Raw genomic sequence first — 25184 nt, 5'->3', positions numbered from 1 at the left:
AGTGCTCATGAGTCAGACACAATCCTTTGCCGCGTTTGCCGCCGATAAACCGTTGGCTCCCTTCAGCTTCGAGCGCCGTGCACCGCGCGCCGACGACGTCGCCATCGAGATTCTTTACTGTGGCGTCTGCCACAGCGATCTGCACTTCGCCCGCAACGACTGGGGCATGAGCCAGTATCCGGTCGTGCCGGGTCACGAGATCGTCGGCCGCGTGACGGCGGTGGGCGAGAAAGTCAGCCGCTTCAAGCAGGGCGATCTGGTCGGGGTAGGCTGCATGGTCGATTCCTGTCGCACCTGTAGCGCATGCAAGGATGGCGTGGAGCAGTACTGCCTGGAAGGCTTCACCATGACTTACGGCAGCCCCGACCGCCAGGACGGCACGATCACCCAGGGCGGCTACTCCAATGCGATCGTGGTCAGCGAGCATTTCGTGCTCAGAATGCCGGACGGCATCGATCTGGCCTCGGCGGCGCCCATTCTGTGCGCGGGTATCACGACCTACTCGCCGCTGAAGCATCACGGCGTGGGTAAGGGCCACAAGGTCGGCGTGATCGGCATGGGTGGGCTTGGTCACATGGGCGTTAAGCTTGCCAAGGCCTTGGGCGCGGAAGTCACCGTGTTCACGCGCTCCAGCGCCAAGGTCGAGGAGGCCAAACGCAACGGCGCCGACCACGTCGTGGTCTCGAGCGACCAGGCGCAGATGGACGCGGTGACAGAGACGTTCGACTTCATGCTCGACACCGTGCCGGTCCAGCACGACCTGAACCCGTATCTCGCCTCGCTCAAGTATGACGGCACGCACATTCTGGTGGGTCTGCTGGAGCCGATCGAACCCGCGATCGAAGCCTTCAATCTGGTGTTCAAGCGCCGCGTGGTCGCAGGCTCGCTGATCGGTGGTATCGCCGAAACCGAAGAGCTTTTGACGCTATGCGCTGAGCAGGGTATCAGCTGCGATATCGAGATGCTCGATATCAACGACATCAACGAAGGCTTCGAGCGGATGGAGAAAGGCGACGTGCGCTACCGCTTCGTGATCGACATGGCGACGCTTACAAACGCCCAAACCTGAGTTTGTACATCGTGCTTTGATATTCGCCGCCCGCTTGCCGCGGGTGGCGTTTTTGCCGTTAGCGCTACGCCGTGGGCAGGTGGGCCGTCACGCGCAGACGCACGTAGTCGGCGCTCCAGTGACCCTGACCGTCGCTCAGGCTGTGGGAGAGCAAATTCAGCGTGTTGTCCATCACCGTCTCCTTGATGTCGTCATCAAGGCCGTGGAAAAACGGGCTGGCGAAGGTGTCGAGCCAGTTGGCCATGCCCGTCGGAAGCTTCGTCGGCCGAGCGATAAGCTCGATGCTATCGACCTTGAAGCCAACGGTTTCGAGCAGGTGGGTGTACTCCTCGACGGTGGGGAAGTACCAGGGATGGCGGTGCTTGGCGCTGATGCCGCGAAACTGTAATGAGGCGATCAGCGCGGTGCAGATGGCGGCAACGTTGCCGTGCCCGCCAAACTCCGCCACGAAGCGCCCGCCAGGTTTCAAGGCGCGCTTGATACAGGCCAGCACCGTTTGCGGGTCGAGCATCCAGTGCAGTGCGGCGTTGCTGAACACCGCGTCGAACTCCTGGTCGAAGGGCAGTTGGTAGGCATCGATGCGTCGCGCGTCCACGCCGCGGGCCAGGGCCGCCTCGATCATCTCCTCGGAGGCGTCGACGCCGACCACCTCGGCGCCCGCCTTGCCGATGCGCTCGGTCAGCGCGCCGTCACCGCAGCCCAGATCGAGAATGCGCTCGCCGGGTTGCGCGGCCAGAAGGTCGAACACGTCGCCACCCAGTTTGGGTACGAAGTCAGCGTGGTCGGCGTACTGGCGGGCATCCCAGCGCTGTCCTGGGGCTTGCGGGGGCTGGTCTTCAAAGGTATCGGACATGGTGGGCTTCCGGGGCTGAAAAAAGACGGCGCGCTACTCTCATGAGTATAGTGCGCAACGCGCGACTTTATGAACAGGCAAATAGCGCTATCCTGAGGGTTTTCCACCGCGGCCGGCGCGCAGGGGCCGCGACGTTTTTACTCAATCGACCACTTCTCGAGGCACCATGAACGACACGATCAAGCAGATGATGAGCCACCGCTCGGTACGTAAGTTTCGTGATCAGAGCATCCCGCAGGGGCTTTTGCTCGAGCTGATCGAGGCCGGCCAGGCGGCGGCGACCTCGAGCCACGTGCAGGCCTACAGCATCATCGACGTGAAAGCACCGGAAAAGCGTGAAAAGCTCGCAGAGCTTGCCGGCGGGCAGCCCTATATCGCCAGCGCCTCCCACTTTCTGGTGTTTTGCGCAGACATGAAGCGCCCGCTCGAGGCGGCCGAGCGCGCCGGGGCCGAGGTGGTGTCCGGTATGACCGAACAACTGCTCGTCGCTACCGTCGACGCAGCGCTGGTCGCCCAGAACGTCGTGGTCGCCGCAGAGTCCGAAGGCCTGGGGATCTGCTATATCGGGGGTATTCGCAATAACCCTCAAGCGGTCAGCGAACTGCTGGAACTGCCCGACCAGGTCTACCCGGTTTTCGGGCTTTGCCTGGGTTATCCGGAGCCGGACAAACTGCCGGAAGTGAAGCCGCGTTTGCCGGTAGAGGCGATTCTCAAGCAGGACGTCTACCAGGACGACCGCGAGCAGGTCGCCGCCTTCGATGAGACCATGCGGGCCTACTACCAGGCACGCAGCAGCGCCAACAAGGACACCGACTGGTCGCACAATTTGACCCCGCTATTCGAAACCAAGCTGCGCGCCCACATGCGCGAGTTTCTCATCGAGCGCGGCTTTGAAATGAAATAGGGGGTGGCCATCACCACTGAGTGACGTCGTTGAGCAGCTCACTCAGCGGCATGGGTCTGCCCAAATGATACCCCTGGGCGTAATGAATACCGTGGGACTGTAGCACCGGCACCAGCGCCTGCTGGTCGACGAACTCGGCGATGGTCTGCTTGCCGAACCCGCGAGCAATATCGGCGATCGCCTTGACGATGGTTTGGCTGTCGCTGTCGGTCAGCAGGTTGCGGATGAACGAGCCGTCGATCTTGATGTAATCCACCGGCAGCTGGCCCAGGTAGTGGAAGCTGCTGAAACCCACACCGAAGTCGTCCAGCGCCGTTTGGCAACCCAGCTCGCGCAGTTTTTGCAGCACGTTGTGGGCAATCGAAAAGTCGGTGATCGCGGCGGTTTCGGTCACCTCGAGAATCAGACGGCACGGGTCGACCCGGTGGGTTTGAAGTGCCTGGGTCAGATACTGGCGCAGGCCGTGGTCGTGCAGTGACTGCCCGGACAGATTGAGCGCCAGCGTAATGCCGCGCTCCTGAAGCACGGTCAACGCCTGCAGGCTGTGATGGATCACCCAGCGATCCACCTGGGTGATCAGCCCGCTCTGCTCGGCTATGGGAATGAAGTGTGCCGGAAGCACCAGGCTCTGATCGGCGTTTCTCAGGCGTAAAAGCACCTCGTAGTGCTTCACGGAGTGATCCTTGAGGCACATGATCGGCTGTACCCAGATCTCGAACTCGTCGGTTTCCAGCGCCGCGCGTATCCGCTCGATCCAGTAGACCCGCTCCTGAAGCTCGCTTTTCGCATTGTCTACTATCGACAGCAAGTGCCAGTAGGGGCTGCCGCTCTCTTTTGCCTTATACATTGCGATATCGGCGCTGGCCAGCAAGTCCTCCGGCGTATTGCCATGCAGCGGGTAGAGCGCGATGCCGACGCTGGCGCCAATGTGGTGCTTGCGGCCCCCGGCACTGAAGTCGATGGCGTTGATCAGCTGAACGATATACTGAGCAACGCCAATGGCCTGGTCGCCGCCGATATCGGTCATCAGCAGCGCGAACTCGTCGCCGCCCAGGCGGGCGATGGTGCTACGCTGGCCCAGATTGGCGCTGAGCGTGAAGGCGACCTCCTTGAGCAGCGAGTCGCCGACGTGATGGCCGCTGAGCTCGTTGATCTCCTTGAACTGGTTGAGATCGAGCAGCAAAACGGCGACCTCGGCATGATCCTGAAGCGAGAGCTGCAGCGCATCCTGGAAGTAGCGGCGGTTATAGAGCTCGGTGGTGGTGTCGCGCTCGGCAAGCCAGGTCAGGCGCGCTTCGGCAATCTTGCGCTCGGTAATGTCCAGCCCCACGGTAATACGGGAAAGTCCTCCGTTGTGGGCCTGGTTCAGAGGCGCGTGATACCAGGCAACGGTCGAGCGCTGCTTGTTGATCGTCTCGAACGTGCTCTCCTCCGGGGCGGGCCGTTCGACGCTAAGCGGCTCACCGCTAAGCGGGCGAAGGCGCTCCACCAGCGGCAGGATCATCGGGTAAGGGTGATTGAACACCTCGCCGAACCGACGGCCGATCAGATCGGCTTTTTCGAGCCCCAGGGCCTTGCAGGTGTAGCCGTTGACCAGGCGAATGTAGCCCAACGCGTCCTGAGCGATGATGAATACCTGGGCGGTATTGAGCAGGCTGTTGACGAAGTCGCGCTCGCCGGCGAGTTCCTCGACGCGGCTTGAAAGCTCGGCGTTGCGCTCTTTGGCATCGTCCTCTAGCGTGTTGAGCTGCAGCGCCAGAGCGCGGGTAGCTTCCTCGAGCACGTCGATTTCGTTGCGCCAGGGCGAGTGGGTAAAAGAGAGCCGACGCCGCACGCTGTCGAACTCTCCCCGCGCCAAAGAGGGCAGCAGCTCGGAAACGTGGCGAAGCCGTGCCATCGGCCCAAACAGAATGAGCAGCAGCAACAGCTCAGCGAGTATGCCGCCGGTCACCCCCACCAGCATTAGCGTACGGGTGGCCGACTCAATGGCGATCAGCTGCAGCGACGTGTCGGCCATCAGCAGAAAGTAGCCCGCGCTTCGCCAGTCGCCGTCATCCTGCATGTAGACGGCGCTCACCTCGAGTTGGCGGTTGTCGCGCGACACGCGATAGGGGGCGTTGACCAGTTGATGGATCGAAACGTCTTTTGCGGTCGTACGCAGAACCGGCATCACCTGCTCCGGGCGTGTCAGCGCGACGACGTAGCCCTCCCACTCGGGAATGCTCACCTGTTGAGCGCTATCGTGGTCGTCGCTGCCGGTCACCATCAAGGCGATTTCGCTTCCCGAGACCGCCTTGACCTCGCGCATCGTCTCGGCGAGGTTGCGCGAAAGGATCATCACCCCCTGGTTGACGCCGTCGTTCAGCACTGGTACCGCGACGAACTGGTGGCAGGTCAGCGCGCAGCGCAGCCGCGACATCGAGGCTTGCGTTTTAAGCACGTCGTCGATCCAGCGCCGCGCCGGGAAAATCGGCGTTTCATCGCCGTGGCCCAGCTGCACGACCTGCTCGCCCCGGCGGTTGAACGCGAAGAGGTTATCCACCCCGCCTTCGAGCTGCAGCGTCGGCCACTGGGCGCCCAGCAGTGCGCGAAGGGTCGCCACGTCGTCGTTTTCAAGTGCGGCGCCCAGTTCCGGCGTGGTCGTGGCAAGCCCGGCCAGTTGGCGCAGACTGTCGCTGGAGCGCTGCATGGCCAAATGAATTTCGCGCTGCTGGCGCTCGTGATGCTGGAAGCGGGTCGACTCCAATTGCTGGGTCAAATAGTACTGACCCAGACAAACGAAAAGCACCACCAGCACCAAAAGCAAAAGGCTGCTAAGCGCGAGTACCCGCCAGGTCAGGCTCAGCCAGCGAGGCGCCTGACGGTGTGCCTTAGGCTGCATGAATAGACGTTTCCCGATAAGCAACGCTTAAAAGCGTAGTGAAGGTGATGACAAACGCATGTGCCCGTTTTCGCTTGCCTGTCAAAACCTGTCTCTCTAGCGCGTGTCGGCCAGGCGCAGGCACGCCACACACTTTTTAATGAAACACGTTTGTTAAAAAGATGCTCTTTAAAAGGCCAGCTTATCGGCTTTTGGAAGGGGCTAAAACCTTCAATAGCGGATAAAACCGCGTTATCTCGATGCATGGCGAAAAACGGCGCAAGAAAGCGCATCGGCGGTATTTCGTTCAAGGCAGCCAGGCGCCTGCGGCACTATACTCATGGGGAGGATCACGAAAACCGCGGCGCATTGATGCGCTGTCAGTACACAGTCAAGGAGAGTCGATATGGCCGGTGGATGGGCAAAGGATGGCGCCGAGCAGGAGCAGATCGAAAGCACGCTCGAAGAGGGTGTAGAGTGGGCGCGCAGCCAGCTACCCCGCGGTGAAAGCCGCCATCACTGCGAAGAGTGCGAGGCGGTGATCCCCGAGCCGCGGCGTAAGGCGTTGCCCGGGGTCAGGCTCTGTATCGCCTGCCAGACCGAGCAGGACAAGCACGCCAGCCGCGCCAGCGGCTACAACCGCCGCGGCAGTAAGGATAGCCAGCTGCGTTAGGCGCCCTGGTCGATGGTACGTTTCGCGGCCACCCTCGGTGTGGCACCTCACGTTGGAAAGAGCGTTTTCATGCAAAAAAGATCCCCCGGATTTACCGTCAGCCTGCATGTCGCGATCGCGCTATTGGTCGGCATCGTGCTTGGCAGCATCATCCAGACCCAAGCCAATTTGGCGGCGCTTTCGACCATGGGCGTCGAGGTCTCCGCGTTTCGCCGCGTGATGACCACGCTCTGGGATCTGGTCACCTTCTCACCGATCTACGCGCTGCTCTTTTCTATAGGCTTCATCGTCTCTCAGGGCGCGGCGCTTTTAATATCGCAGCTGGCCCTGGCCGGGCGCTACCGGCTGCTACTCTGCCCGCTGCTGGCCATCATCGCGCTGTTTCTGACCTTTCATCTGGTCGACCACTTCGCCCCGATGCCCACGCTCGTGGCCGCTACCCGCACCTCGCTTGGGTTCGTGGCAATGCTTTCAAGCGCTGGCGCCGCTGGTCTGACGCTTGCGCTGCTGCGCGGCCGCGGCCGGCACCACGCGCACCGCGGGGCGTCAGCAACTACGGCCGCCGTTGCGCTGATGGCGGTAGGCATGGCGTCAACGGCTCCGCCTCAGGCCCATGCCCAGGACCAGGCCGAAGAGCCGGCATCGGTTGATTACCGACTGGAAATTGTGGCCGAGGGTCTCGAACACCCGTGGTCGCTCGCCTTTTTGCCCGGCGGTGACATGCTCGTCACCGAGCGGCCCGGACGGCTTCGGCGGATAACGCCGGGAGAGGAGAGCGTGGCCATCGACAACGCTCCGGCGGTGTTCGCCTCAAAGCAGTCCGGGCTTTTCGACGTGCTGCTCTCAAACGATTTCGCTCAAAATGAAACGCTGTATCTCAGCTACGCCTGCGGCGACCTGACCGCCAACCATACGTGCCTGGCCCGCGCGCGGCTGGTCGATAACGCCCTGCAGAATGTGGAAGAGATCTTTCGCGTCGCGCCCGCCAAGCGCGGCGCTGCCCACTTTGGCGGACGCCTGGCGTGGTTACCCGATGACACTTTGATATTGACCCTGGGCGACGGGTTCGATTACCGCGAGCAGGCGCAAAACAACGATAACCACATCGGAACGATCGTGCGCCTGAACCGCGATGGAAGCGCCCCTCAGGACAACCCGTTCATGGGTGAAGATAGCACCCGCCCGGAAATCTACAGCCTTGGTCACCGTAACGTTCAGGGCCTTGTAGTCGACGGTGAGGGCCGCGTCATCATTCACGAACACGGCCCGCGCGGTGGCGACGAGATCAATATCATCGAACCCGGCGCCAACTACGGCTGGCCGATCGCCACTCACGGCCTCGATTACACCGGTGCCCGGGTCACGCCGTTCACCGAGTACCCCGGCACCATGCCGCCGCTTCTGGACTGGACGCCGTCGATCGCCCCGTCGGGCATGACGCGCTACGACGGCGAACTCTTCCCCGAATGGCAGGGCGATCTGCTGATCGGCTCGCTGGTCGATCGCGAAGTGCGCCGCGTTACGCTAAACGATGACCTCACTCAGGCCGAGGACGTGGAAGGGCTTTTCGGCGAACTCGAGGAGCGCATTCGCGACGTGCGCACCGGCCCCGACGGTGCTTTGTATCTGCTCACCGACAGCCCGGAAGGGCGGCTCATTCGGGTGGTACGCGGCAACGGTTAATCACGGCGTCTGCCGGTTGGTCATTTGTTCGATCGCGACTAAAGTCAAAGAGCATCGACTTTTTACATCGACGTTTCGCATCGACTCATGACAGGGAGGTCAAGATGAAGCCAATCAATTCGTTCGACCCGACAAGGCGCAAGATCGTGGGCGGCTTGGCAACCGGTGTGGCGGCAGCCATGGCCACACCGGCGTTTGCGCAGTCCTCATCCTCGGCAAGTGGCTCTTCGTCCACCGCCGCAAGCGGCGCGCGCGGTGAAGGCGGCGATGGTTCGCTGCTCGACAAGCAGGACCCGACCCGCCAGTACCCGTCACCGCCGTTTACCAATCAGCCACAACAGTGGCCGGGTCTGGCCGGCGAGATGGAGCCGCGCCCGGACCACGGTGAGCAGAGCTATAAGGGCAGCGGCCGGCTGGCCGGCCGTCGTGCGCTGATCACCGGCGGCGACTCCGGCATCGGCCGCGCCGCGGCGATCGCCTACGCCCGTGAAGGGGCGGATGTTGCGATCAACTACCTGGAAGCGGAAGAGTCTGACGCCCGCGAAGTGATCGAACTGATCGAGGCGGAAGGGCGCACGGCGGTGGCGATCCCCGGCGACATTCAAAGCGAGCAGTTCTGCCGCGAGCTGGTCGAAACTGCCGTCGAACGCTTGGGCGGGCTGGATATTCTGGTCAACAACGCCGCGCGTCAGCAGTGGAAAGCGTCGATCACCGATATGTCCAATGAGGACTTCGACGCCACCATGAAAACCAATCTCTACGCCATGTACTGGATTACCCAGGCGGCGATGGAGCATCTGGGCGCCGGGGCGGCGATCATCAACACCTCCTCGGTGGTCGCCTATGATCCGCCGAAGATCCTGCTCGATTACGCGATGACCAAGGCGGCGATCATCGCCTTCACCAAGGGCTTGGCCAAACAGGTGGCCGAAAAGGGCATTCGCGTGAACGCCGTCGCCCCGGGCCCGTTCTGGACACCGCTTCAACCGAGCGGCGGCCAGCCGGATGACGCCGTCGAAACCTTCGGTGAAGATACGCCCTTCGGCCGTCCCGGCCAGCCCGTCGAGCTTTCCGGCGTCTACGTGCTGCTCGCCTCTCAGGAATCCAGCTTCACCACCGGCCACGTCTACGGCGCCGCCGGCGGCAGCGGCCAGCCCTGAACCCGGCTCGGCCTGCGGGAGCTGATGGTATATAATTAGGCGCTTAATTATTTCCACCCGCAGGCTGCTCGATGGTCCAAATCTCCTACTCCCACCATACCGCTGATCGTGAGTTCGTTCATCGTCGGATCACGACCGACCGCTTCGAGAAAGCGAGCGACATCATCGACCAGTACCCCTACCAGCACGAAGCCGAAATGTTCGAGGAGCTGGGCAGCGGGGGAGGTTTGGAGTTCCTGCTGGGCGATCTCAAGGGCCAGCACGCGCACTACAATTTCATTCCCGTCGAGGCGGACAAGGGCATTCTCGATCTTTCCATCGTCGCCAAAAAAGGCGTTTTCAATCTGCTGGGCCGCAAGGCGCTGATCCGACACTTCTATCTCGTGACACCCGAGACCGCCAGGGCGCATATTGCGGAGCTGTTTGAGCACTCCGTCGAATTTCTGTATGAAAAGCACCGACCCTTCAAAAGCTGATCCCGGCTTTCATCTTCAAGCTTTGATCGATTCAATACAGCGCCCGGCGAGGGGCTTTCAATGACCTATCACGGCGCGATCATCGGTGAGCGGCTGATCACCCGGCACGAGTACCATTACGCGAAACAAGTGGTCGCCACGCACCGCTATCTCTTCTGGTTTTTAATGGGCGTGGGCGTACTGCTTTTGTGTTCGGGAGTGGGGCTTGGCGTCGTCATTTATCTGGATGACCCGTGGATGGAGACGGTCGCGTGGCTGCTGATCGTCTTTTTAGTGGTGGGCCAGATGCTGGGCGGGGCCTTTATCTTCTGGCTGGGCTATAAACGCCGCCTACGCATCGACCCGCGTGTCGCCATCATTCGCGGCGTTTTGACCATCCGCAAAAAGCGCGTACCCAGTAACGCCGGCGGCGTTAGCTACGTCAACGAATATTACATTGGCAATGCGCTGCTGCACGGACCACCGGGGTCGTATGACCTCCTCGAGAGGTTGAATGGTCATGTCATCGAGGTTCACGCCCTCTTTCTACGGATGTACCCGCCGCTGAATTTGAGCAAGCGCTATAAGGGGATCGAAGAGGCGCTGCTCTTCAATTTGAAAGACCGGGACAACGCGAGCGACCGAATCAACCTTAACGGCACCTTCGAGAAGTACGGGCGAAAGGTGTTCAAGCGCCAAGCCTGGCGCTTCAATCTTCTCAGCCTTCCGCCCATGTTCCTGAGCCTTGGGCTCGCGTTCTATTTCATCGTGAAATTCGAGCTCTTCACGTTCTGGGCGCTCATGGGAATTATGCTGCTCTCCATTATTGCGGGCGGCTTGATGTACGAATTGCTTGAGGTTCTCTACAGGAAACTGAGAAAGGGGCTGGACCCTGATTACCAGAGTTTGACGCCGGAAGAGCTATTGAAGGGCTAACGTTCAACGATACGAAGAGAGAGCCATGACACGCAACGTGGATACCGCTGATACAAGAGCCATGACGCCCCGTGAACGCGCCTACGCCGAACAAGTGATCGAGCTTCGACGCTGGCGAGCGCGCCTGAATATTTTGATCGGCCTACTAATGCTGCTGACCGTTGCCGGCGTGCTGTGGGTCGTTTTGGGAAACGCCTACGTCATGAAAATGAGCTCTAGCGCACCACTGATGTTCTTCGGCATCGCGCTGTTCGGCGTGATCGTCGCCTGGTACATCATTAAGGTAGAGATCGGTCGAAAAGTCGTGCTGGGGGAGGAGGTGCACCGAATCACGGGATATTTTCACTCTGTGAGCCGAACAGGCGGCCCACAGACTAGTGGTTGGAGGGAGTACTTCGTCGGCGATGTATCGCTTAGAACCCCCTTTATGGTCGACCTCGTTCCTCCGAAAAACGAAGATCGCGAGATGGAGGCCGAGGTGGTCTTTATTCATACCTACCCAAAGAAACACAAGTGGATCGATAAGTACCAGGATCCCGAGGCCATCGCGCTCTACATCGATGGGCAGGTCGATATCGACAAGCGCGGCTCTAGGTAACGAAGCATGTCGAGCAGCGGTAACGCATTATCGAGGGAGCAGTTGATGGGCAAGGAAAGTGTGGTCGGTGAGCGCGCCATGACGCCCAACGAGCGGTTCCACGTTCACCAGGTGGCGCTTTACAAGCGTATGGGGCTTCACGTAACGGCCATCGTCGGCGCCGTGTTCGGGCTGATGGGCATTGCGCTTTTAGTGCTCACGCTGGGGCTTTTGATCCGCTTTCAAATCGTGGGCGTTTTAATCGCGGCGGCAACGACAGGGCTTCTGGGATATATCGCGCGGGGGATGATCCGGGAGGGGACAAAGCGAAGGCTCAAGACGGCGGATCGAGTGACGATGATCAAGGGCGTCATGGAGCAGCAGGCAGTCTCCTATGCCACGTATAACGGCAGAACCACGCTGTATTTCCACAGCATTGGCGACTTTGAATTCATCAGGCCACTGGATACGGAATACACCTTCATGCCCTTTGTCGGCAAGCCCTTCGAGGCGCACGTAGTTGAGCTCTCTTTTGAGACGTTTGAGGGGACACCGCTGGCGCTGAAGAAAAAGCGCGAGGCCATCCTGCTCAAGCTCGAAAGCGACGAGGAAAATGAGATCAAGGTCGATATCGACGGCGTCTACACACGATACGGCCGGAGCTATTTCTATCGCTACTTTCTGGCCCACGCGTTGATCATCGGCCCTTCGATACTATTGAGCCTGGTGCTGATGATCCGTTACTCGGTTCCGCTCGCCGATGCTTACGGGCTCGGGTTATTTACCGGGTTGTTGGCCATCTTCGTGCCCATTGCCATCGCCTTTGCCATCGGCTCGCTGGTCTATATCCTGTGCGTGAAACTGCGCAAACTGATCGATCCCGATTACGTTAAAAGCCACGAAGAGCGGCTAAAGGGGTAGAGCGCTGCCGTTCGATAGAGTATCCGATACCTGTCCCCCGCTAGCGTTTCAAGACGACATACGCGGCGCCCACTTTTCATATTGAGGATATTGCCCATGTTCACCGGCCTCAGCGCCTTCCCCTTGACGCCCATGGGCGAGCAGGGCGTTCGCGATGACGAATTCGTGGGTCTGGTAAAGCGTCTGGCGGCCGCCCGGGTGGATTCCATCGGCGTGCTGGGCTCGACCGGCAACTACATGTATCTGACCCGCGAGCAGCGCGCTCGCGTGATTCAGCTGGCCGTGGAAAACGCCGAAGGCGTGCCGGTGGTGGCCGGTATCGGGGCGCTTGCCACTCGCGAGGTAATCGCGTTGGCCGAGGACGCTCAGAAAGCGGGCGCAAGCGGTGTGCTGCTGGCGCCAGTCTCCTATCAGAAGCTTACCGGTGACGAGGTGTTCGATCACTACCAGACCGTATGCGCCTCGATCGACGTACCGCTTTGCGTCTACGACAACCCGGGCACCACGCATTTCTCCTTCAGCGATGAGCTGCATGGGCGTATCGCCGTACTGCCTCAAGTGGCGTCGATCAAGATACCGCCGGTGGCCGGGAATATCGCAGAGGCCCGGGCGCGCATTGAACGGCTTCGCGCGCTAATTCCGCAAGAGGTCACGCTCGGCATCAGTGGCGATCCGGTCGCGGCGGTCGGGCTATGCGCCGGGTGTCAGGCGTGGTACTCCGTACTCGGCGGGCTCTTTCCAGAGCGGGCGATGGCGATCATTCGCGCCGCTCGGTCCGGCGATCGTGAAACGGCGCTCACGCTTTCAAGCGAGCTCGAACCGTTTTGGGCGCTTTATCGTGAGCACGGTGGAAGTCTTCGCGTCACCGCCACCGTTGCCGAAGTATTGGGGGTCGTGAGCCGCCCGAGCCTTCCGATGCCGCTCAAAACCCTGCAGGGGGAGGCGCGCCGGCAGGTAGAGCAGGTCATCGAGCGGCTCTAAGGATGCGCCCTTGAGCGTTTGGGCCGCGGCCGGGCGAGAAGGCGTGTTACTCGGTCAGCTCGATCAGCCGATCCGGGTAGTCGGTGAACAGGCCGTTCATGCCCCAGTCGATGAGCCGCTGCATTTCATCGACCTCGTTGACCGTGTAGACGTGCACCGCCAGGCCGTTCTCCTGAGCCTGCTGAACGAACGCTTGGCTGATGACCGGCTCGCCGTCATACAGGTAGTTGGTGCCGAGCCCCACGGCGTAATCCGCCACGCGCTGGAAATCCTCATCGGTGATCTCGCCGGGGCCTGGGGTGACGCCTGTCCACTCCGTCAAGCGGCCTTCGCTCTCCTCGGCCGGGGAGTACCACACCAGCTGAATCAGCGGGATGTCCGGGTTCAGGTCGTGAATCTTCAAAAGACTCGCCTGATCGAAGGACTGGATCAGTACTCGGCCGGTCTCGATCATGTCATAGGCTTCCAGCCGGCGCACCAGCCCCTCTTCCACGCCCGGATTGAGCTCGGGGGATTTGGTTTCCAGATAAAAACGGACGTCCTCGTCGAAGCGATTGAGCACCTCTTCCAGCGTCAGGATATGGGCGCCCTCATAAGCGGGGTTGGCCAGCGCCGGGTGGGCCTCATTGAACCAGCTACCGGCATCCAGCGCCTTCAGCTCGGCCAGCGTGTGATCGTTGATGTGGCCCTCACCGTTGCTGGTGCGCTCGAGCGTGTCGTCGTGAAAGGCGACCAGCTCGCCATCGCTAGTCATCTGAATGTCCAGCTCCAGATAGTCCGCTCCCCAGGCGTGGGCGAGCTCCAGTGCTGCCATGCTGCTTTCCGGCGCGTGGCCGCTGGCGCCCCGATGGGCGATGACCTGGAACGACTGAAGATCCTCAAGCTGCTGCGAAAGTGCCGGGGTATCGGCCTGGGCGGTGTGGGTAACGGCAACAGCGAAAAAACTTAAGCGTACGGCAAGCGTTGCGTGACGTTTCATGACAACTCCCTTTTTTCATGAAGAGCGTGAACGGGTGACCGATGACCCTACCCGGTTTCTCACGCCATTCCAAACGACAGCCTGCTGCGCTCAGCGTCGTGCTAGTCAGTCGACGAAACCAGTAACCGGGCCCCCGGGCCTTCCTCGGCCAGGTGGTCGTCCGGGTTGCGCAGCGGGCAGTCGGCAAGCGACAGGCAGCCGCAGCCGATGCAGCGATCCATCTGATTGCGAAGCTGCATCAGGCTCTCCACGCGACGGTCGATCTCCTGGCGCCAGGTCGCCGTGATCGCCTGCCAGTCCGCCGCGCTTAGCTGACGATCGGAAGGAATCGAGTCGAGATGCTCCTTGGTCATCGCCAGCGGAATACCGGCGCGCTGAGCGATGCGAATCACTGCGATGCGGCGCAGCACGCTGCGCGGATAGCGGCGCTGGTTGCCGCCGGTACGCCAGGACTGAATCAGCCCCTTGGACTCGTAGAAGTGGAGCGTCGATACCCGCACGCCGCTGCGCTTGGCGACGTCTCCCACCGAAAGGTCGGTAGCCATGAACGTTCAAACCTCGAGTTTGCTTGATCCATTTAAAATACATCTCTCTTTAATACAGCGATCGAGGAGAAAAATAAACCTGTTGACCTCATCTTTAGTTGAGGTATTAGCCTTGTGCCGTGGCTGTCATGGCCACCCCCATTTCATGTTTTCCCCCTCGAGGAGTAATGGCTGATGAAAGCCTGGTACAAGGAATCCCTGAAGGCTCCGCTCGTCTGCGCCGAGCGCCCTGACCCGATATGTTTGCCCGGATCCGTCATCGTGGATGTGCGAGCGGTGCATGTGCCTGCCTACCTGATGGCCATGGTCGACAGCACCGACATCCCGCTGCCCGTACCGTTGGTGCTGGGGGCGGGCGGCGTTGGCGTGGTGCGCGAAAAGGCGGATGACGTGTTCAATGTCCATGTGGGCGATGTCGTGGCGCTCGACTGTCTGGTCGAGTCTGGCGATACCGACTACCCGGAAGACGTCCTCATGGGGCTGGGCGAAATAGGTGGGCGCGGCCTGGAATCGGACGTGGTGGATGCCATGCGCACGCAGTGGCGAGACGGCACCATGGCGCAGAAGGCGCGGCTGCCGAAGGAAGCCGTCACACGACTACCCAGAGCGGAGCACTTCGACGACCCGGGGAGGCTCGCGTTTCTGACCTGGCTTGGCATTGCCGGGGAAGGCGTGGAGCAGTCCGGCCAGACGCCTGGCGATATCGTGGCGATTCTGGGCGCCACCGGGCAGATGGGCGGTGCGGCGGTACTGGTCGCGTTGGCCAAAGGCGCCTCACGGGTCATTGCGCTGGGCCGCAACGAAGCCGCGCTCGAAAAGCTGGCCACGCTCGACCCGCGCGTCGTGCCCGTTCGCTTGACCAACGATGTCGATCAGGACGCCTCGGCCATGACGGCGGTGGCGGGCGCCCCGCACGTCGTGATCGACACCATGGGCGACGCCGATAGCGCCAACCCGCTGCTGGCCGGTTTCGCCGCCCTTAGGGACAGCGGTACCCTGGTCATGATGGGCGGCGTGCGCATGGACATTCCGATGCCCTACGGCGAGATTCTGCGCCGCCGGTTGACGATTCGCGGCTCGCGCATGTACCGGCCTGAAACGGTGCTATCGATCTGGCGCATGATCGAGGCCGGCCTGATCGATCTGTCTCAGGTGGGCATGGTCGAGGTCGGCATCGACGACCCGAAAGCCGCCATCGAGACGGCCACGAAGACGACCGGGCTCAACTTCGTATCACTTCGACCCTGAAGGGCGGTGCCAGGCGTATCCATTCAAGCAACCGGCAAGCGAAGGGCATTCGAGTGTGTTTGAATACGGTATTGTCGATATGGGCGTTACCGTAAGCGCCCGTTATCGCTGCCGACCGACCCATCGATTAAAAAGGAGCATCGAGTGGATACGCTGACGTGGCTGACCTACATGGGCGTCATTTTCGCCCTGATCATCTTCCCGGGACCGGTGGCGCTTTTATGCACCAGCCACGGGCTGAAGTTCGGCCGCAAGCAGGCGACCACCACGGTGCTGGGCGGCGTGGCAGCCTCGCTCGTGCTGATGACGATCTCATCGCTCGGGCTGGGCGCCGTGCTGGCCACCTCCGAAACCGCCTTTTACGCGCTGAAAATGGTCGGTGGGGCGTATCTGGTCTACCTGGGCATCATGGCCTGGCGCGATACGGCCAGCCCGCCGATGGCAAGCCCGGGAGCGGCCGCGGGGCCTAAAGTCTCGGCGAAAAAGCGCTTTCGCCGCGGCTTTACCGTGGGTATCAGCAACCCCAAGGATCTGCTGTTCTTCGCCGCGCTGTTTCCCAACTTCATCGACGTGAGCCAGCCGCAGCTCGAGCAGTTCGTCATCCTTGCGTTGACCTGGCTGGTGATCGATTTCACCCTGATGTCGACCTACGCAGGGCTGGGCTCCAGTATCAGCCGCTGGTTCCAGAGTCCGCGCCGCTACCAGCGGTTCAACCGAGCGACCGGGGGCCTATTCATGGCCGCCGGCGGTACGCTCATTGCCTCGAACCAGTAAGCCGTATCGATGTAAAAAAGCTCATGTAAAAAGGCGCATGTAAAAAGGTCGCAGGAAGGAGTGTTCAGGTAGCGCGGCAATAGTCAGTAATGTATTGGCTCATTCGCTTGTAAGAGATCGGCTATTTTTTTATCAAAAAGATTTAATTAGTTGCCGGCTACGCCGATAGATCATCGGATGGTGAACGAAGCGGCGGACAGCAACGCGCACTCACCATGGGCGCTGGTGTTTACGCGTTGGCTTCCTTCCACCCAGGGCAGTGCGCCCCGGGTCCCCAAGAGATTCTTACTCCTATGTTTTTTCTGAATCGAAGCGTCAAGCTGCGGCTTGCCGTGAGTTTGGCGGCGTGTGCGCTGGTTCTGATCGTGGTTGGGGCAATCAGTCTTCATAGCCTCAACAAGACCAACAATGCCATGTCCGATATCTATGAAAGCAATGTGCTCACCCTCACCGACCTGAGCCAGGTCAATCAGGCACTGCTCAGCAACCGGGTGAAGATAACTGCCGAACAGCGCGACCGTGACCCGGTCTCCGCCCTGGCCGTCCAGCAAGAGCTTGCCGACAACGATGCCCTCATCGATGCTGCCTGGGCGGATTACTTCCCGAGCCGTGTCTCTGGAGAGGCTGAGCGCGCCATCGCGAATACGTTCGTTACCTCGCTTGCCGAGCTGCGTGCCGGTATCGACACGATCATGGCGGCGATGATCGATAACGAGTTCGATCAAGCGCGTCAGATTGCCACCACGACGCTGCGTGAAGCCTATCCCAAGGCGCTGACGGCCCTGAAGCAGTTGACCGACGGTAACAGCGCGCAAGCCGCTGCTGCCAATCAGCAATCCTCGCGCGACTACGTTTGGACACGCAACTTCGTCATTATCGTGATGGCGGTGGCCATCATCATCAGTATCCTGCTGGCGATATGGCTGATCCGCGGGATCATGACGCCGCTTGGCAAGGCCCAGAAGCTCGCCAACGACATGGCAAAAGGTAATCTCAATAATGCCATCGACGTGACTTGTAAGGATGAATTTGGCGACATGCTGAGCGCATTGAAGACGATGGAGATAAAGTTCTCGCAGGTGGTAATGTCGGTGCGTAGCAATGCAGAGTCAGTCAATGGCGCTGCGGATGAGATAGTGGCGGGTACCGACGACTTGAGCAGCCGTACCCAGCAGCAGGCGGCGAGCATCGAAGAGACGGCGGCCTCGATGGATGAAATCACTTCCACCGTTCGCCAGAACGCCGAGAACGCCTCCGAGGCCGACAAGCTGGTAAGCGACGTGAGCCGGCAGGCGAATGCCGGCGGCGAGATCGCTCGTCAGGCGGTCGAAGCGATGGAGATGATCAACACCTCGAGCCGCCGAATTGCCGGTATTATCGGGTTGATCGATGAAATTGCTTTTCAGACCAACTTGCTGGCGCTCAATGCCTCGGTCGAAGCCGCCCGTGCCGGTGAGCAAGGGCGGGGGTTCGCGGTCGTGGCCAGCGAGGTGCGTAATCTGGCCGGGCGCAGCGCCAACGCCGCCAAGGATATCAAAACGCTGGTCGAAGACAGTATCGTTCAGGTGGATTCCGGCTCGGAACTGGTCAACCGCGCGGGCCGTTCGCTTGAGGATATCGTGGGCGGCGTGCAGCGCGTTTCGGCCCTGATGGCCGAGATCGCCACGGCCAGCCGAGAGCAGTCTCAGGGTATCGAACAGGTCAATACGGCTATCTCGCAGATGGATAGCGCCACTCAGCAGAACGCCAGCCTGGTGGATGAGTCCAGCGCGGCGGGCCGTTCGCTTCAACGTCAGGCGGCGTCGCTGCTCAAAGAGGTATCGTTTTTCCGGGGCGCGTCGAGCGGCCTGAAAACGGGGGCGCTGCCCACCCCATCACGACCGCTTCAAAGCCCGGCGCGAATCGCCAAGCCCAAGGCGACTCAGGTTCTGGGAAGTCAGCACGATACCGAGCAATGGACTTCATTCTAGGTTTCTCGAGCGCCCCGTCCGGGGCGCTTTTTTGTTGGTCGAAGACATAAGTAAGGCGCTAGCGTTTCGTTGGCTATTATTCAAAAAAATACTAAAAAATAGTTTTTTTATTCTTTTTTTCTAAATTAGAATAGCGCTCCTTTTCAGGTCCGGCTTACGGGCCGGCAACGATGCGATAAGCCAACGAGAAGGTCGTTATATGAGTGATCAGGCACGTCATCCCTCCAGGCGTCGAGAAGAGGGCGCGCACTTCAAGCGCAGCATGCAGACGCGACATCTGGTGATGCTGTCGCTTGGCGGCGTGATCGGCACGGGGCTCTTTCTGAGCTCGGGCTACACCGTGCAGCAGGCGGGCCCGCTGGGTGCGGTGCTGGCGTATCTGGTGGGCGGTATCGTTGCCTGGCTTGTGATGATGTGCCTGGGTGAGCTTGCCGTGCACATGCCGGACTCCGGCGCATTCAGCGCCCACGCCACGCGCTACATCGGCCCCGGCACCGGCTACATGGTCGCCTGGATGTACTGGCTCACCTGGACGGTGGCGCTGGGCTCTGAGTTCACCGCGGCGGCGGTGTTCATGGGCCGCTGGTTTCCCGATGTGCCCGGCTGGTACTGGAGCGGGCTGTTCGCCGTCATCGTGTTTGGTGTCAACGCCTTCACCTCGCGTTTTTTCGCCGAATCCGAGTTCTGGCTCTCGCTGATCAAGGTGCTGGCGGTGGTCGCCTTCGTGTTGATCGGCGCGGCGGCGATCATCGGCTTCGTGCCGCTGCAGGATGAAACCGGCGCTACCGTGGCCTCCCCCGGGCTTTCGGCGCTGTGGGGCGAGGGCGCGATGCCGCCGAGCCTTTTGACCATCGGCATGACGCTTCTGGCGGTGATGTTCGCCTTCTCCGGTACCGAGCTTATTGGCATCGCCGCCGGCGAAGCCGAGGATCCGGCGCGCAACGTCCCTAAAGCGATTCGTGCCACGCTCTGGCGGCTGATTCTGTTCTTCGTCGGTACCATGGTGGTGATCGCCGCGCTCCTGCCTCATACCGAGGCCGGACTCAGCCAGAGCCCGTTCGTCGCGGTCTTCCAGCGCATCGGCGTGCCGGGAGCGGCGGACATCATGAACTTCGTGATCATCACCGCGCTGCTCTCGGCGGCCAACTCCGGTCTCTACGCCTCGGCGCGCATGCTCTGGACGCTCTCGGACCAGGGCACGCTGCCCAAGTCTCTTGGCCGGCTCAACAAGCGCGGCATTCCCATGAACGCGCTGCTCTTGAGCATGGTCGGCGGCTTCGGGGCGCTGTTCTCGAGCGTTTACGCGCCGGAGTCGGTGTATCTGGTGCTGGTGTCCATTTCGGGGCTTGCGGTGGTGATCGTGTGGATGGCGATCGCGCTGAGCCAGTTCAACTTTCGCCGCCAGTACCTGCGGGAAGGCGGCCAGCTCGAGGATCTGGTTTACCGCACGCCGGGCTACCCGTTCGTGCCGCTGATCGCCTTCGGCGCCTGCCTGGCCGCCTGTATCGGCATTGCCTTCGATCCGCAGCAGCGCATCGCGCTCTACTTCGGCGTGCCGTTCATCGTACTCTGCTATCTGATTCACTACCTGCACCGCCGCCAGACGGCCAAACGCGCCCGCACCGCCGAGGAGACCCCCGCATGAGCCAGCACGCCAACCCCATCCAGACCCTGCTGCGCGACGTTCCTTTCATGGTGATCGACGGGGCGCTGGCCACCGAACTCGAGGCGTTGGGGTGTGATCTGGGCGATAGCCTCTGGTCGGCGCGGCTCTTAAGCGAGGCGCCGGAGAAGATCCGCCAGGTTCACCAGGCTTACTTCGAGGCCGGCGCCGACTGTGCGATCACCGCAAGCTACCAGGCGACCATTCCCGGCTTCATGCAGGCAGGGCTTACCGAGGCAAAGGCCCGCGCGCTGATTACGCGCTCGGTAACGCTGGCGTGTGATGCCCGCGACGCCGCCTGGCAGCCGGACAGCGCGCGCCCGAAACCGCTGGTGGCAGCTTCTGTGGGGCCCTATGGCGCGTACCTGGCCGACGGCAGCGAGTACCGCGGCGGCTATGACCTGGATCGTGCCGGGCTCGTCGATTTTCACCGCGAGCGCTTTGCGCTGCTGCTGGAGGCCGGGGCGGACCTGCTGGCGGCGGAGACGCTGCCGTCGCTTGACGAGGCGCTGGCGATCAGCGACCTGCTCGCCGAGCACCCCGGCGCGCAGGCCTGGATTACCTTCTCGGCAAAGGATGACGCGCACATCAGCGACGGCACGCCGATTGCCGAATGCGCCCGAGCCCTGGCAGGGCGCCCGGGCGTGGCGGCGATCGGCGTGAACTGTACAGCACTCGCCCATATCGCGCCGCTGATCGAGGCCATCAGACAGTCGTGCGATCTGCCGGTGCTGGTCTACCCCAACTCCGGCGAGCAGTACGAACCCGCCACCAAAACCTGGCACCCGGCGGCGTGCGACCACAACGGCGCGCCGCCCAACCTCGTCCAGGGCGCGGCCGCCTGGCTTGCCGCCGGGGCCGCGGGTATCGGCGGGTGCTGTCGCACCACGCCTTCGGATATCGCCGCGCTGGCCGAGTACCGCCAAACGCTAATTTGATGCTTTAAGCGCCCGTTCGAGCCACGCCGCCAGCTTTTCTCCCGCGCCGGTGCGGCGCTCGTCGGGTAGCCACAGGCAGAGGCGGGCGGGGGTGGCGATACTTCCCCAGGGCGCGACCAGCCGCCCGCTTTTCAGATCATCCTTCACCAGCAGCCGGGGCGCGATCGCGACCCCGAGCCCCGCCACGGCGGCCTCCATCAGGTAGTAGAGGTGGTCGAACCCCAGGCTTTGTTCCAGCGCCTTGTCGAGAGCGCTTTCATCGAGCCCCTGGCCGTGGGCCCAGGCCGGCCACGCCTGCGGGCGTGAGGCGGTCGTCAGAAGCGTCTGTTCGAACAGCGACGCCGGTACATTGGCGTCAAGACGCGCGGCAAGTGCCGGGCTTGCCACCGCGCAGATCTCCTCGGCCATCAGCTCGATTACTTCGCCGCTAACGGGCCAGGGCGGCTCCAGAAACGCAAGGGTGGCGCTGGCGCTCTGCTGGCCGCCGGGCTGTTCGGTGTCGCTGACTACCACTTGGAGGTTGAGCTCGGGCAGCGCCCGGCGCAGCGGTTCGAGCCGAGGAATCAACCAGCGCGCCAACAGGCTGCCGGGGCAGGCCAGGGTAAAGGGTGCGCCCTCTACCTCACGCTTGAGCGATGCGCAACTATCGCGCAGCTGTGCGAAGGCCTCGCCAAGGCCGCGCTGCAGCGTTTCGCCGTGCGGGGTCAGCACCAGGCGCCGGCCGGATTTGGCGAACAGCGCCGTCTCAAAATGTTCGTCCAGCGTCTTGAGCTGGCGGCTGACCGCACCGTGGGTCACGCTGAGCTCACCGGCGGCGCCGCTTACGCTGCCAAGCCGCGCGGTGGCCTCAAAAGCACGCAGCGCGCTCAGCGGGGGCAGGCTATTCTGCATGAAGATGGCTTCTCGATAGTTGATTAAAACTCACAGATAGCCGCTATCTTATCGATTTTTTGACCCTCGCGTCTCGGGTAACGTAAAGACATCAATGAACGCCTTAGCCGGCAACGTCTTTTCAGCCCTTCGAGGTCGCGATGAACCAGCCTTTTACTCCTTCGACCGCCTTGCCCGATGGCAACGGTATGTTCGGCCGCTTCGGCGGGCGCTTCGTGGCGGAAACGCTGATGCCGCTGATCAACGAGCTGCGCGATGAATACGCCGCGGCCAAGGCGGACCCCGAGTTTCAGCGCAAGCTCGCCTACTTTCAAACCGACTACGTGGGTCGGCCAAGCCCGCTCTATTTTGCCGAGCGGCTGACCGAGCACTTCGGCGGCGCGAAAATCTACTTGAAGCGCGAAGAGCTCAATCACACCGGCGCGCACAAGATCAACAACTGCATCGGGCAGGTGCTGCTCGCCAGGCAGATGGGCAAGAAGCGCATCATTGCCGAAACCGGCGCGGGCATGCACGGCGTGGCCACGGCCACGGTGGCGGCGCGCTTCGGCCTCGAATGCGTGATCTACATGGGCACCACCGACATCGAGCGCCAGCAGCCCAACGTGTTTCGCATGAAGCTTTTAGGCGCCAAGGTGGTGCCCGTGACGTCGGGCACCGGCACGCTCAAGGACGCCATGAACGAAGCGCTGCGCGACTGGGTGACCAATGTCGACGACACCTTCTACATCATCGGCACCGTGGCCGGCCCCCACCCGTACCCCGCCATGGTGCGCGACTTCCAGGCGGTGATTGGCCATGAAACCCGCCGCCAGATGCAGGAGAAAGAGGGGCGCCTGCCGGATTCGCTCGTCGCCTGCATCGGCGGCGGTTCCAACGCCATGGGGCTTTTCCACCCGTTCCTTGCCGATGAAAGCGTGCAGATGATCGGCGTCGAAGCCGGCGGCAAGGGCGTGGCAACGGGGCAGCACGCGGCGAGCCTGAACGGCGGCACCCCCGGCGTGCTCCACGGCAACCGCACTTTCTTGCTGCAAAGCGAGGATGGCCAGATCATCGACGCTCATTCGATCTCGGCGGGGCTCGACTACCCGGGCATCGGCCCCGAGCACGCCTGGCTTCACGAGCAGGGCCGCGTCGAGTACGTCTCGGCCACCGACGACGAGGCGCTCGAGGCGTTTCAGATCTGCTGTCGCGAAGAGGGCATCATTCCGGCGCTCGAAACCGCCCACGCCCTGGCCGACGTCGCCAAGCGCGCGCCCACGTTACCCCGAGATCACCTGATGGTGGTCAATCTGAGCGGGCGCGGCGACAAGGACATGATGAGCGTTGCTCACCATCTCAAAGACACGCTAGGAGACAAGTTCTAATGAGCCAGGCCAACTCGACCGTCGGCACCCAACGTATTGAGCGCTGCTTCGCCGCGCTGAAAGCGCAGAATCGCCCGGCGCTGGTAAGCTTTCTGACTGCCGGCGACCCGAACCCGGAGACCTCGCAACGCCTGCTCGACGGGCTGCCCGACGCGGGCGTGGACATCATCGAGCTGGGCATGCCCTTCAGCGACCCGATGGCCGACGGCCCGGCGATTCAGAAAGCGGCGCTGCGCGCGCTGGACGCGGGCCAGACCCAGGCCAAAACGCTGGCGATGGTGAAGCGCTTTCGCGAGAAGAATCAGCACACGCCGATCGTGCTGATGGGCTACTACAACCCGATCTACTGCTACGGCGTCGAGCGCTTTCTGGAAGACGCGCGTGAGGCCGGCGTGGACGGGCTGATCGTGGTGGACCTGCCGCCGGAGCACGACGACGAGCTCTGCACGCCCGCCGCCCGCCACGGTATCGACTTCATCCGCCTGGCCACGCCCACCACCGATGCTAGGCGCCTGCCGCAGGTGCTCGAGCGCGCCTCCGGGTTCATCTACTACGTCTCGGTCGCCGGCGTGACCGGCGTCGGTGCGGCCACGCCGGAAAGTATCGAGCGCGCGGTCGTTGACCTGAAACGCCATACGCAGCTCCCGGTCGGCGTAGGGTTTGGTATTCGGACGCCGGAACAAGCCGCGTCTATCGGCCGCTTCAGCGATGCCGTGGTGGTTGGTTCGGCGCTGGTCGAGCGCATCGAGCACGCCACGACCGGTGACGAAGCCGTCGAAGGCGTACATGGGCTGGCGCGCGAGCTGGCAGATAGCGTTCGCCGCTGCCGCGAAGAAGAGACCGTGAGTTAAACGATGCCGCCGTTGGCGCGCAGCGTCTGCCCGTTGATCCAGCCGCCGGCGGGCGAGGCGAGAAACGCCACCACGCTTGCGATGTCCTCGGGCTCGGCCAGACGTTCCAGCGGCGGCATTTTGGCGAGTTTGTCGATCAACTCGTCGGACTTGCCGTCGAAAAAGAGCTTCGTGGCGGTCGGGCCGGGGGCGACACTGTTGACGGTGATCTCGCGTCCGCGAAGCTCCTTGCAGAGAATCGCCCCCAGGGTTTCCATCGCCGCTTTGGTCGCCGCGTACACGCTGTAGTTCTCGAGCTTGAGCCCCACCACGCTGGTCGAAAGGTTAATGATGCGCCCGCCGCTTTGCAGGCGTTTGGCCGCCTCGCGCATGGTGTAGATAGAGCCTTTCAGATTGATATCGATGTGGGCGTCGATAAGCGCATCGTCGCACTCAACGAGCGGCGCGAGCTTCAGGATCCCGGCGCTATTGACCAGCACGTCGAGCCGGCCGTACTGCGCTTCGATCTCGTCGAAGAGCTGGCGCACCGCGTCCGCGTTAGCCACATCCGCCTGAAATGCCTTGGCGCTGCCGCCCTGGCGCTCGATCTCCTCGACCACCTTCGCCGCTTCATCAAAGCTGTTTGCGTAATTGACGATCACCGTGAAGCCGCCATTGGCGAGCTTTTGGGCAATGCTTGCGCCGATACCGCGCGAGCCGCCAGTGATCAGCGCCACTTTCTGTGTGTTCATGTGTGTTCCCCTCTTGTTCGAGCATATCGTGAAACAGCTTAGAGGAAATTTCCTGCTTCATGACCTGAAAAATTCTGGCAATTTTTAAAGAATCGACAAAAGCCGGGTGCGTGTCTGTAGAAGTCAATTTATGAAATCATAGAGAGTAGAAGCCG

Annotated in this window: 23 protein-coding genes; 17 read left to right on the top strand and 6 right to left on the bottom strand. The window is 61.8% G+C overall.

Annotated elements, in window-relative coordinates:
* Positions 1-7: 7 nt before the first annotated feature.
* Positions 8-1069, top strand: a complete 1062-nt coding sequence (locus OCT39_RS11770; RefSeq protein ID WP_263584653.1) for an NAD(P)-dependent alcohol dehydrogenase — start codon at positions 8-10, stop codon at positions 1067-1069.
* A gap of 64 nt (positions 1070-1133) precedes the next feature.
* Here the strand turns inward: OCT39_RS11770 and OCT39_RS11765 are convergent, their stop codons facing one another.
* Positions 1134-1922 carry a class I SAM-dependent methyltransferase gene (locus OCT39_RS11765; protein ID WP_263584652.1) on the bottom strand — a complete coding sequence of 263 codons (789 nt, stop codon included), beginning with the start codon at positions 1920-1922 and terminating at the stop codon, positions 1134-1136.
* 166 nt (positions 1923-2088) lie between these two features.
* Here OCT39_RS11765 and nfsA point away from each other — a divergent pair, with 166 nt between their 5' ends.
* On the top strand, positions 2089-2826 hold the full coding sequence (nfsA, locus tag OCT39_RS11760) for an oxygen-insensitive NADPH nitroreductase (protein ID WP_263584651.1): 738 nt from the start codon (positions 2089-2091) through the stop codon (positions 2824-2826).
* Positions 2827-2836: 10 nt separating this feature from the next.
* Here nfsA and OCT39_RS11755 read toward each other — a convergent pair whose 3' ends face one another.
* Complete coding sequence (locus OCT39_RS11755) at positions 2837-5707, bottom strand: EAL domain-containing protein (protein ID WP_263584650.1); 2871 nt, start codon at positions 5705-5707, stop codon at positions 2837-2839.
* A gap of 385 nt (positions 5708-6092) precedes the next feature.
* Between OCT39_RS11755 and OCT39_RS11750 the strand changes: the two genes are divergently transcribed.
* The 8 genes from OCT39_RS11750 to OCT39_RS11715 all read left to right on the top strand — a co-directional run bounded on the left by OCT39_RS11750 (position 6093) and on the right by OCT39_RS11715 (position 13072).
* On the top strand, positions 6093-6359 hold the full coding sequence (locus tag OCT39_RS11750; protein WP_263584649.1) for a DksA/TraR family C4-type zinc finger protein: 267 nt from the start codon (positions 6093-6095) through the stop codon (positions 6357-6359).
* A gap of 69 nt (positions 6360-6428) precedes the next feature.
* Positions 6429-8042, top strand: coding sequence for a PQQ-dependent sugar dehydrogenase (locus tag OCT39_RS11745; protein ID WP_263584648.1), 1614 nt, complete (start codon positions 6429-6431; stop codon positions 8040-8042).
* 104 nt (positions 8043-8146) lie between these two features.
* Positions 8147-9202 (top strand): SDR family oxidoreductase, encoded by a 1056-nt coding sequence (locus OCT39_RS11740; RefSeq protein WP_318152965.1) that lies wholly within the window; start codon positions 8147-8149, stop codon positions 9200-9202.
* Between the two features lie 71 nt (positions 9203-9273).
* Positions 9274-9678, top strand: a complete 405-nt coding sequence (locus tag OCT39_RS11735) for a hypothetical protein (RefSeq protein WP_263584647.1) — start codon at positions 9274-9276, stop codon at positions 9676-9678.
* Between the two features lie 60 nt (positions 9679-9738).
* On the top strand, positions 9739-10593 hold the full coding sequence (locus OCT39_RS11730; protein WP_263584646.1) for a hypothetical protein: 855 nt from the start codon (positions 9739-9741) through the stop codon (positions 10591-10593).
* Positions 10594-10618: 25 nt separating this feature from the next.
* Positions 10619-11191, top strand: coding sequence for a hypothetical protein (locus tag OCT39_RS11725; RefSeq protein WP_263584645.1), 573 nt, complete (start codon positions 10619-10621; stop codon positions 11189-11191).
* Between the two features lie 45 nt (positions 11192-11236).
* Positions 11237-12091, top strand: coding sequence for a hypothetical protein (locus OCT39_RS11720; RefSeq protein ID WP_263584644.1), 855 nt, complete (start codon positions 11237-11239; stop codon positions 12089-12091).
* Positions 12092-12187: 96 nt separating this feature from the next.
* Positions 12188-13072, top strand: a complete 885-nt coding sequence (locus tag OCT39_RS11715) for a dihydrodipicolinate synthase family protein (protein WP_263584643.1) — start codon at positions 12188-12190, stop codon at positions 13070-13072.
* A gap of 46 nt (positions 13073-13118) precedes the next feature.
* Here OCT39_RS11715 and OCT39_RS11710 read toward each other — a convergent pair whose 3' ends face one another.
* Positions 13119-14051, bottom strand: coding sequence for a glycerophosphodiester phosphodiesterase (locus OCT39_RS11710; RefSeq protein WP_263584642.1), 933 nt, complete (start codon positions 14049-14051; stop codon positions 13119-13121).
* A gap of 101 nt (positions 14052-14152) precedes the next feature.
* Entirely contained in the window at positions 14153-14596 is a 444-nt protein-coding gene (gene soxR, locus OCT39_RS11705) for a redox-sensitive transcriptional activator SoxR (RefSeq protein ID WP_263584641.1), read from the bottom strand.
* A 174-nt stretch (positions 14597-14770) separates the two neighbouring features.
* Here soxR and OCT39_RS11700 point away from each other — a divergent pair, with 174 nt between their 5' ends.
* The 5 genes from OCT39_RS11700 to mmuM all read left to right on the top strand — a co-directional run bounded on the left by OCT39_RS11700 (position 14771) and on the right by mmuM (position 21189).
* On the top strand, positions 14771-15844 hold the full coding sequence (locus tag OCT39_RS11700) for a zinc-binding dehydrogenase (protein WP_263584640.1): 1074 nt from the start codon (positions 14771-14773) through the stop codon (positions 15842-15844).
* Positions 15845-15988: 144 nt separating this feature from the next.
* Positions 15989-16618 (top strand): LysE family translocator, encoded by a 630-nt coding sequence (locus OCT39_RS11695; protein WP_263584639.1) that lies wholly within the window; start codon positions 15989-15991, stop codon positions 16616-16618.
* Between the two features lie 215 nt (positions 16619-16833).
* A complete protein-coding gene (locus OCT39_RS11690) occupies positions 16834-18588 on the top strand; it encodes a methyl-accepting chemotaxis protein (protein ID WP_263584638.1) in 1755 nt (584 codons plus the stop codon).
* Positions 18589-18787: 199 nt separating this feature from the next.
* Positions 18788-20233: an amino acid permease gene (locus OCT39_RS11685; RefSeq protein ID WP_263584637.1), complete on the top strand. Its 1446-nt coding sequence runs from the start codon at positions 18788-18790 to the stop codon at positions 20231-20233.
* A complete protein-coding gene (gene mmuM, locus OCT39_RS11680) occupies positions 20230-21189 on the top strand; it encodes a homocysteine S-methyltransferase (RefSeq protein WP_263584636.1) in 960 nt (319 codons plus the stop codon). The genes OCT39_RS11685 and mmuM overlap by 4 nt, the downstream gene beginning before the upstream one ends.
* On the opposite strand, the gene OCT39_RS11675 is transcribed toward mmuM, so the two are convergent.
* Positions 21181-22080, bottom strand: coding sequence for a LysR family transcriptional regulator (locus OCT39_RS11675; protein ID WP_263584635.1), 900 nt, complete (start codon positions 22078-22080; stop codon positions 21181-21183). The two genes, mmuM and OCT39_RS11675, sit on opposite strands and share 9 nt — an antisense overlap.
* 140 nt (positions 22081-22220) lie before the next feature.
* Between OCT39_RS11675 and trpB the strand changes: the two genes are divergently transcribed.
* Positions 22221-23447, top strand: a complete 1227-nt coding sequence (gene trpB / locus OCT39_RS11670) for a tryptophan synthase subunit beta (RefSeq protein WP_263584634.1) — start codon at positions 22221-22223, stop codon at positions 23445-23447.
* Positions 23447-24298 carry a tryptophan synthase subunit alpha gene (gene trpA / locus OCT39_RS11665; RefSeq protein ID WP_263584633.1) on the top strand — a complete coding sequence of 284 codons (852 nt, stop codon included), beginning with the start codon at positions 23447-23449 and terminating at the stop codon, positions 24296-24298. The genes trpB and trpA overlap by 1 nt, the downstream gene beginning before the upstream one ends.
* Here the strand turns inward: trpA and OCT39_RS11660 are convergent.
* Positions 24295-25029, bottom strand: coding sequence for an SDR family oxidoreductase (locus OCT39_RS11660; protein WP_263584632.1), 735 nt, complete (start codon positions 25027-25029; stop codon positions 24295-24297). The genes trpA and OCT39_RS11660 overlap by 4 nt on opposite strands.
* Between the last annotated feature and the right edge of the window lie 155 nt (positions 25030-25184).

Origin of the sequence: Halomonas sp. GD1P12 (assembly GCF_025725645.1) — a bacterium.
Classification (GTDB): Bacteria; Pseudomonadota; Gammaproteobacteria; order Pseudomonadales; family Halomonadaceae; genus Vreelandella.
The sequence above is the reverse complement of the archived record's forward strand: the minus strand, read 5'-3'. Positions and strand labels throughout refer to the sequence as shown.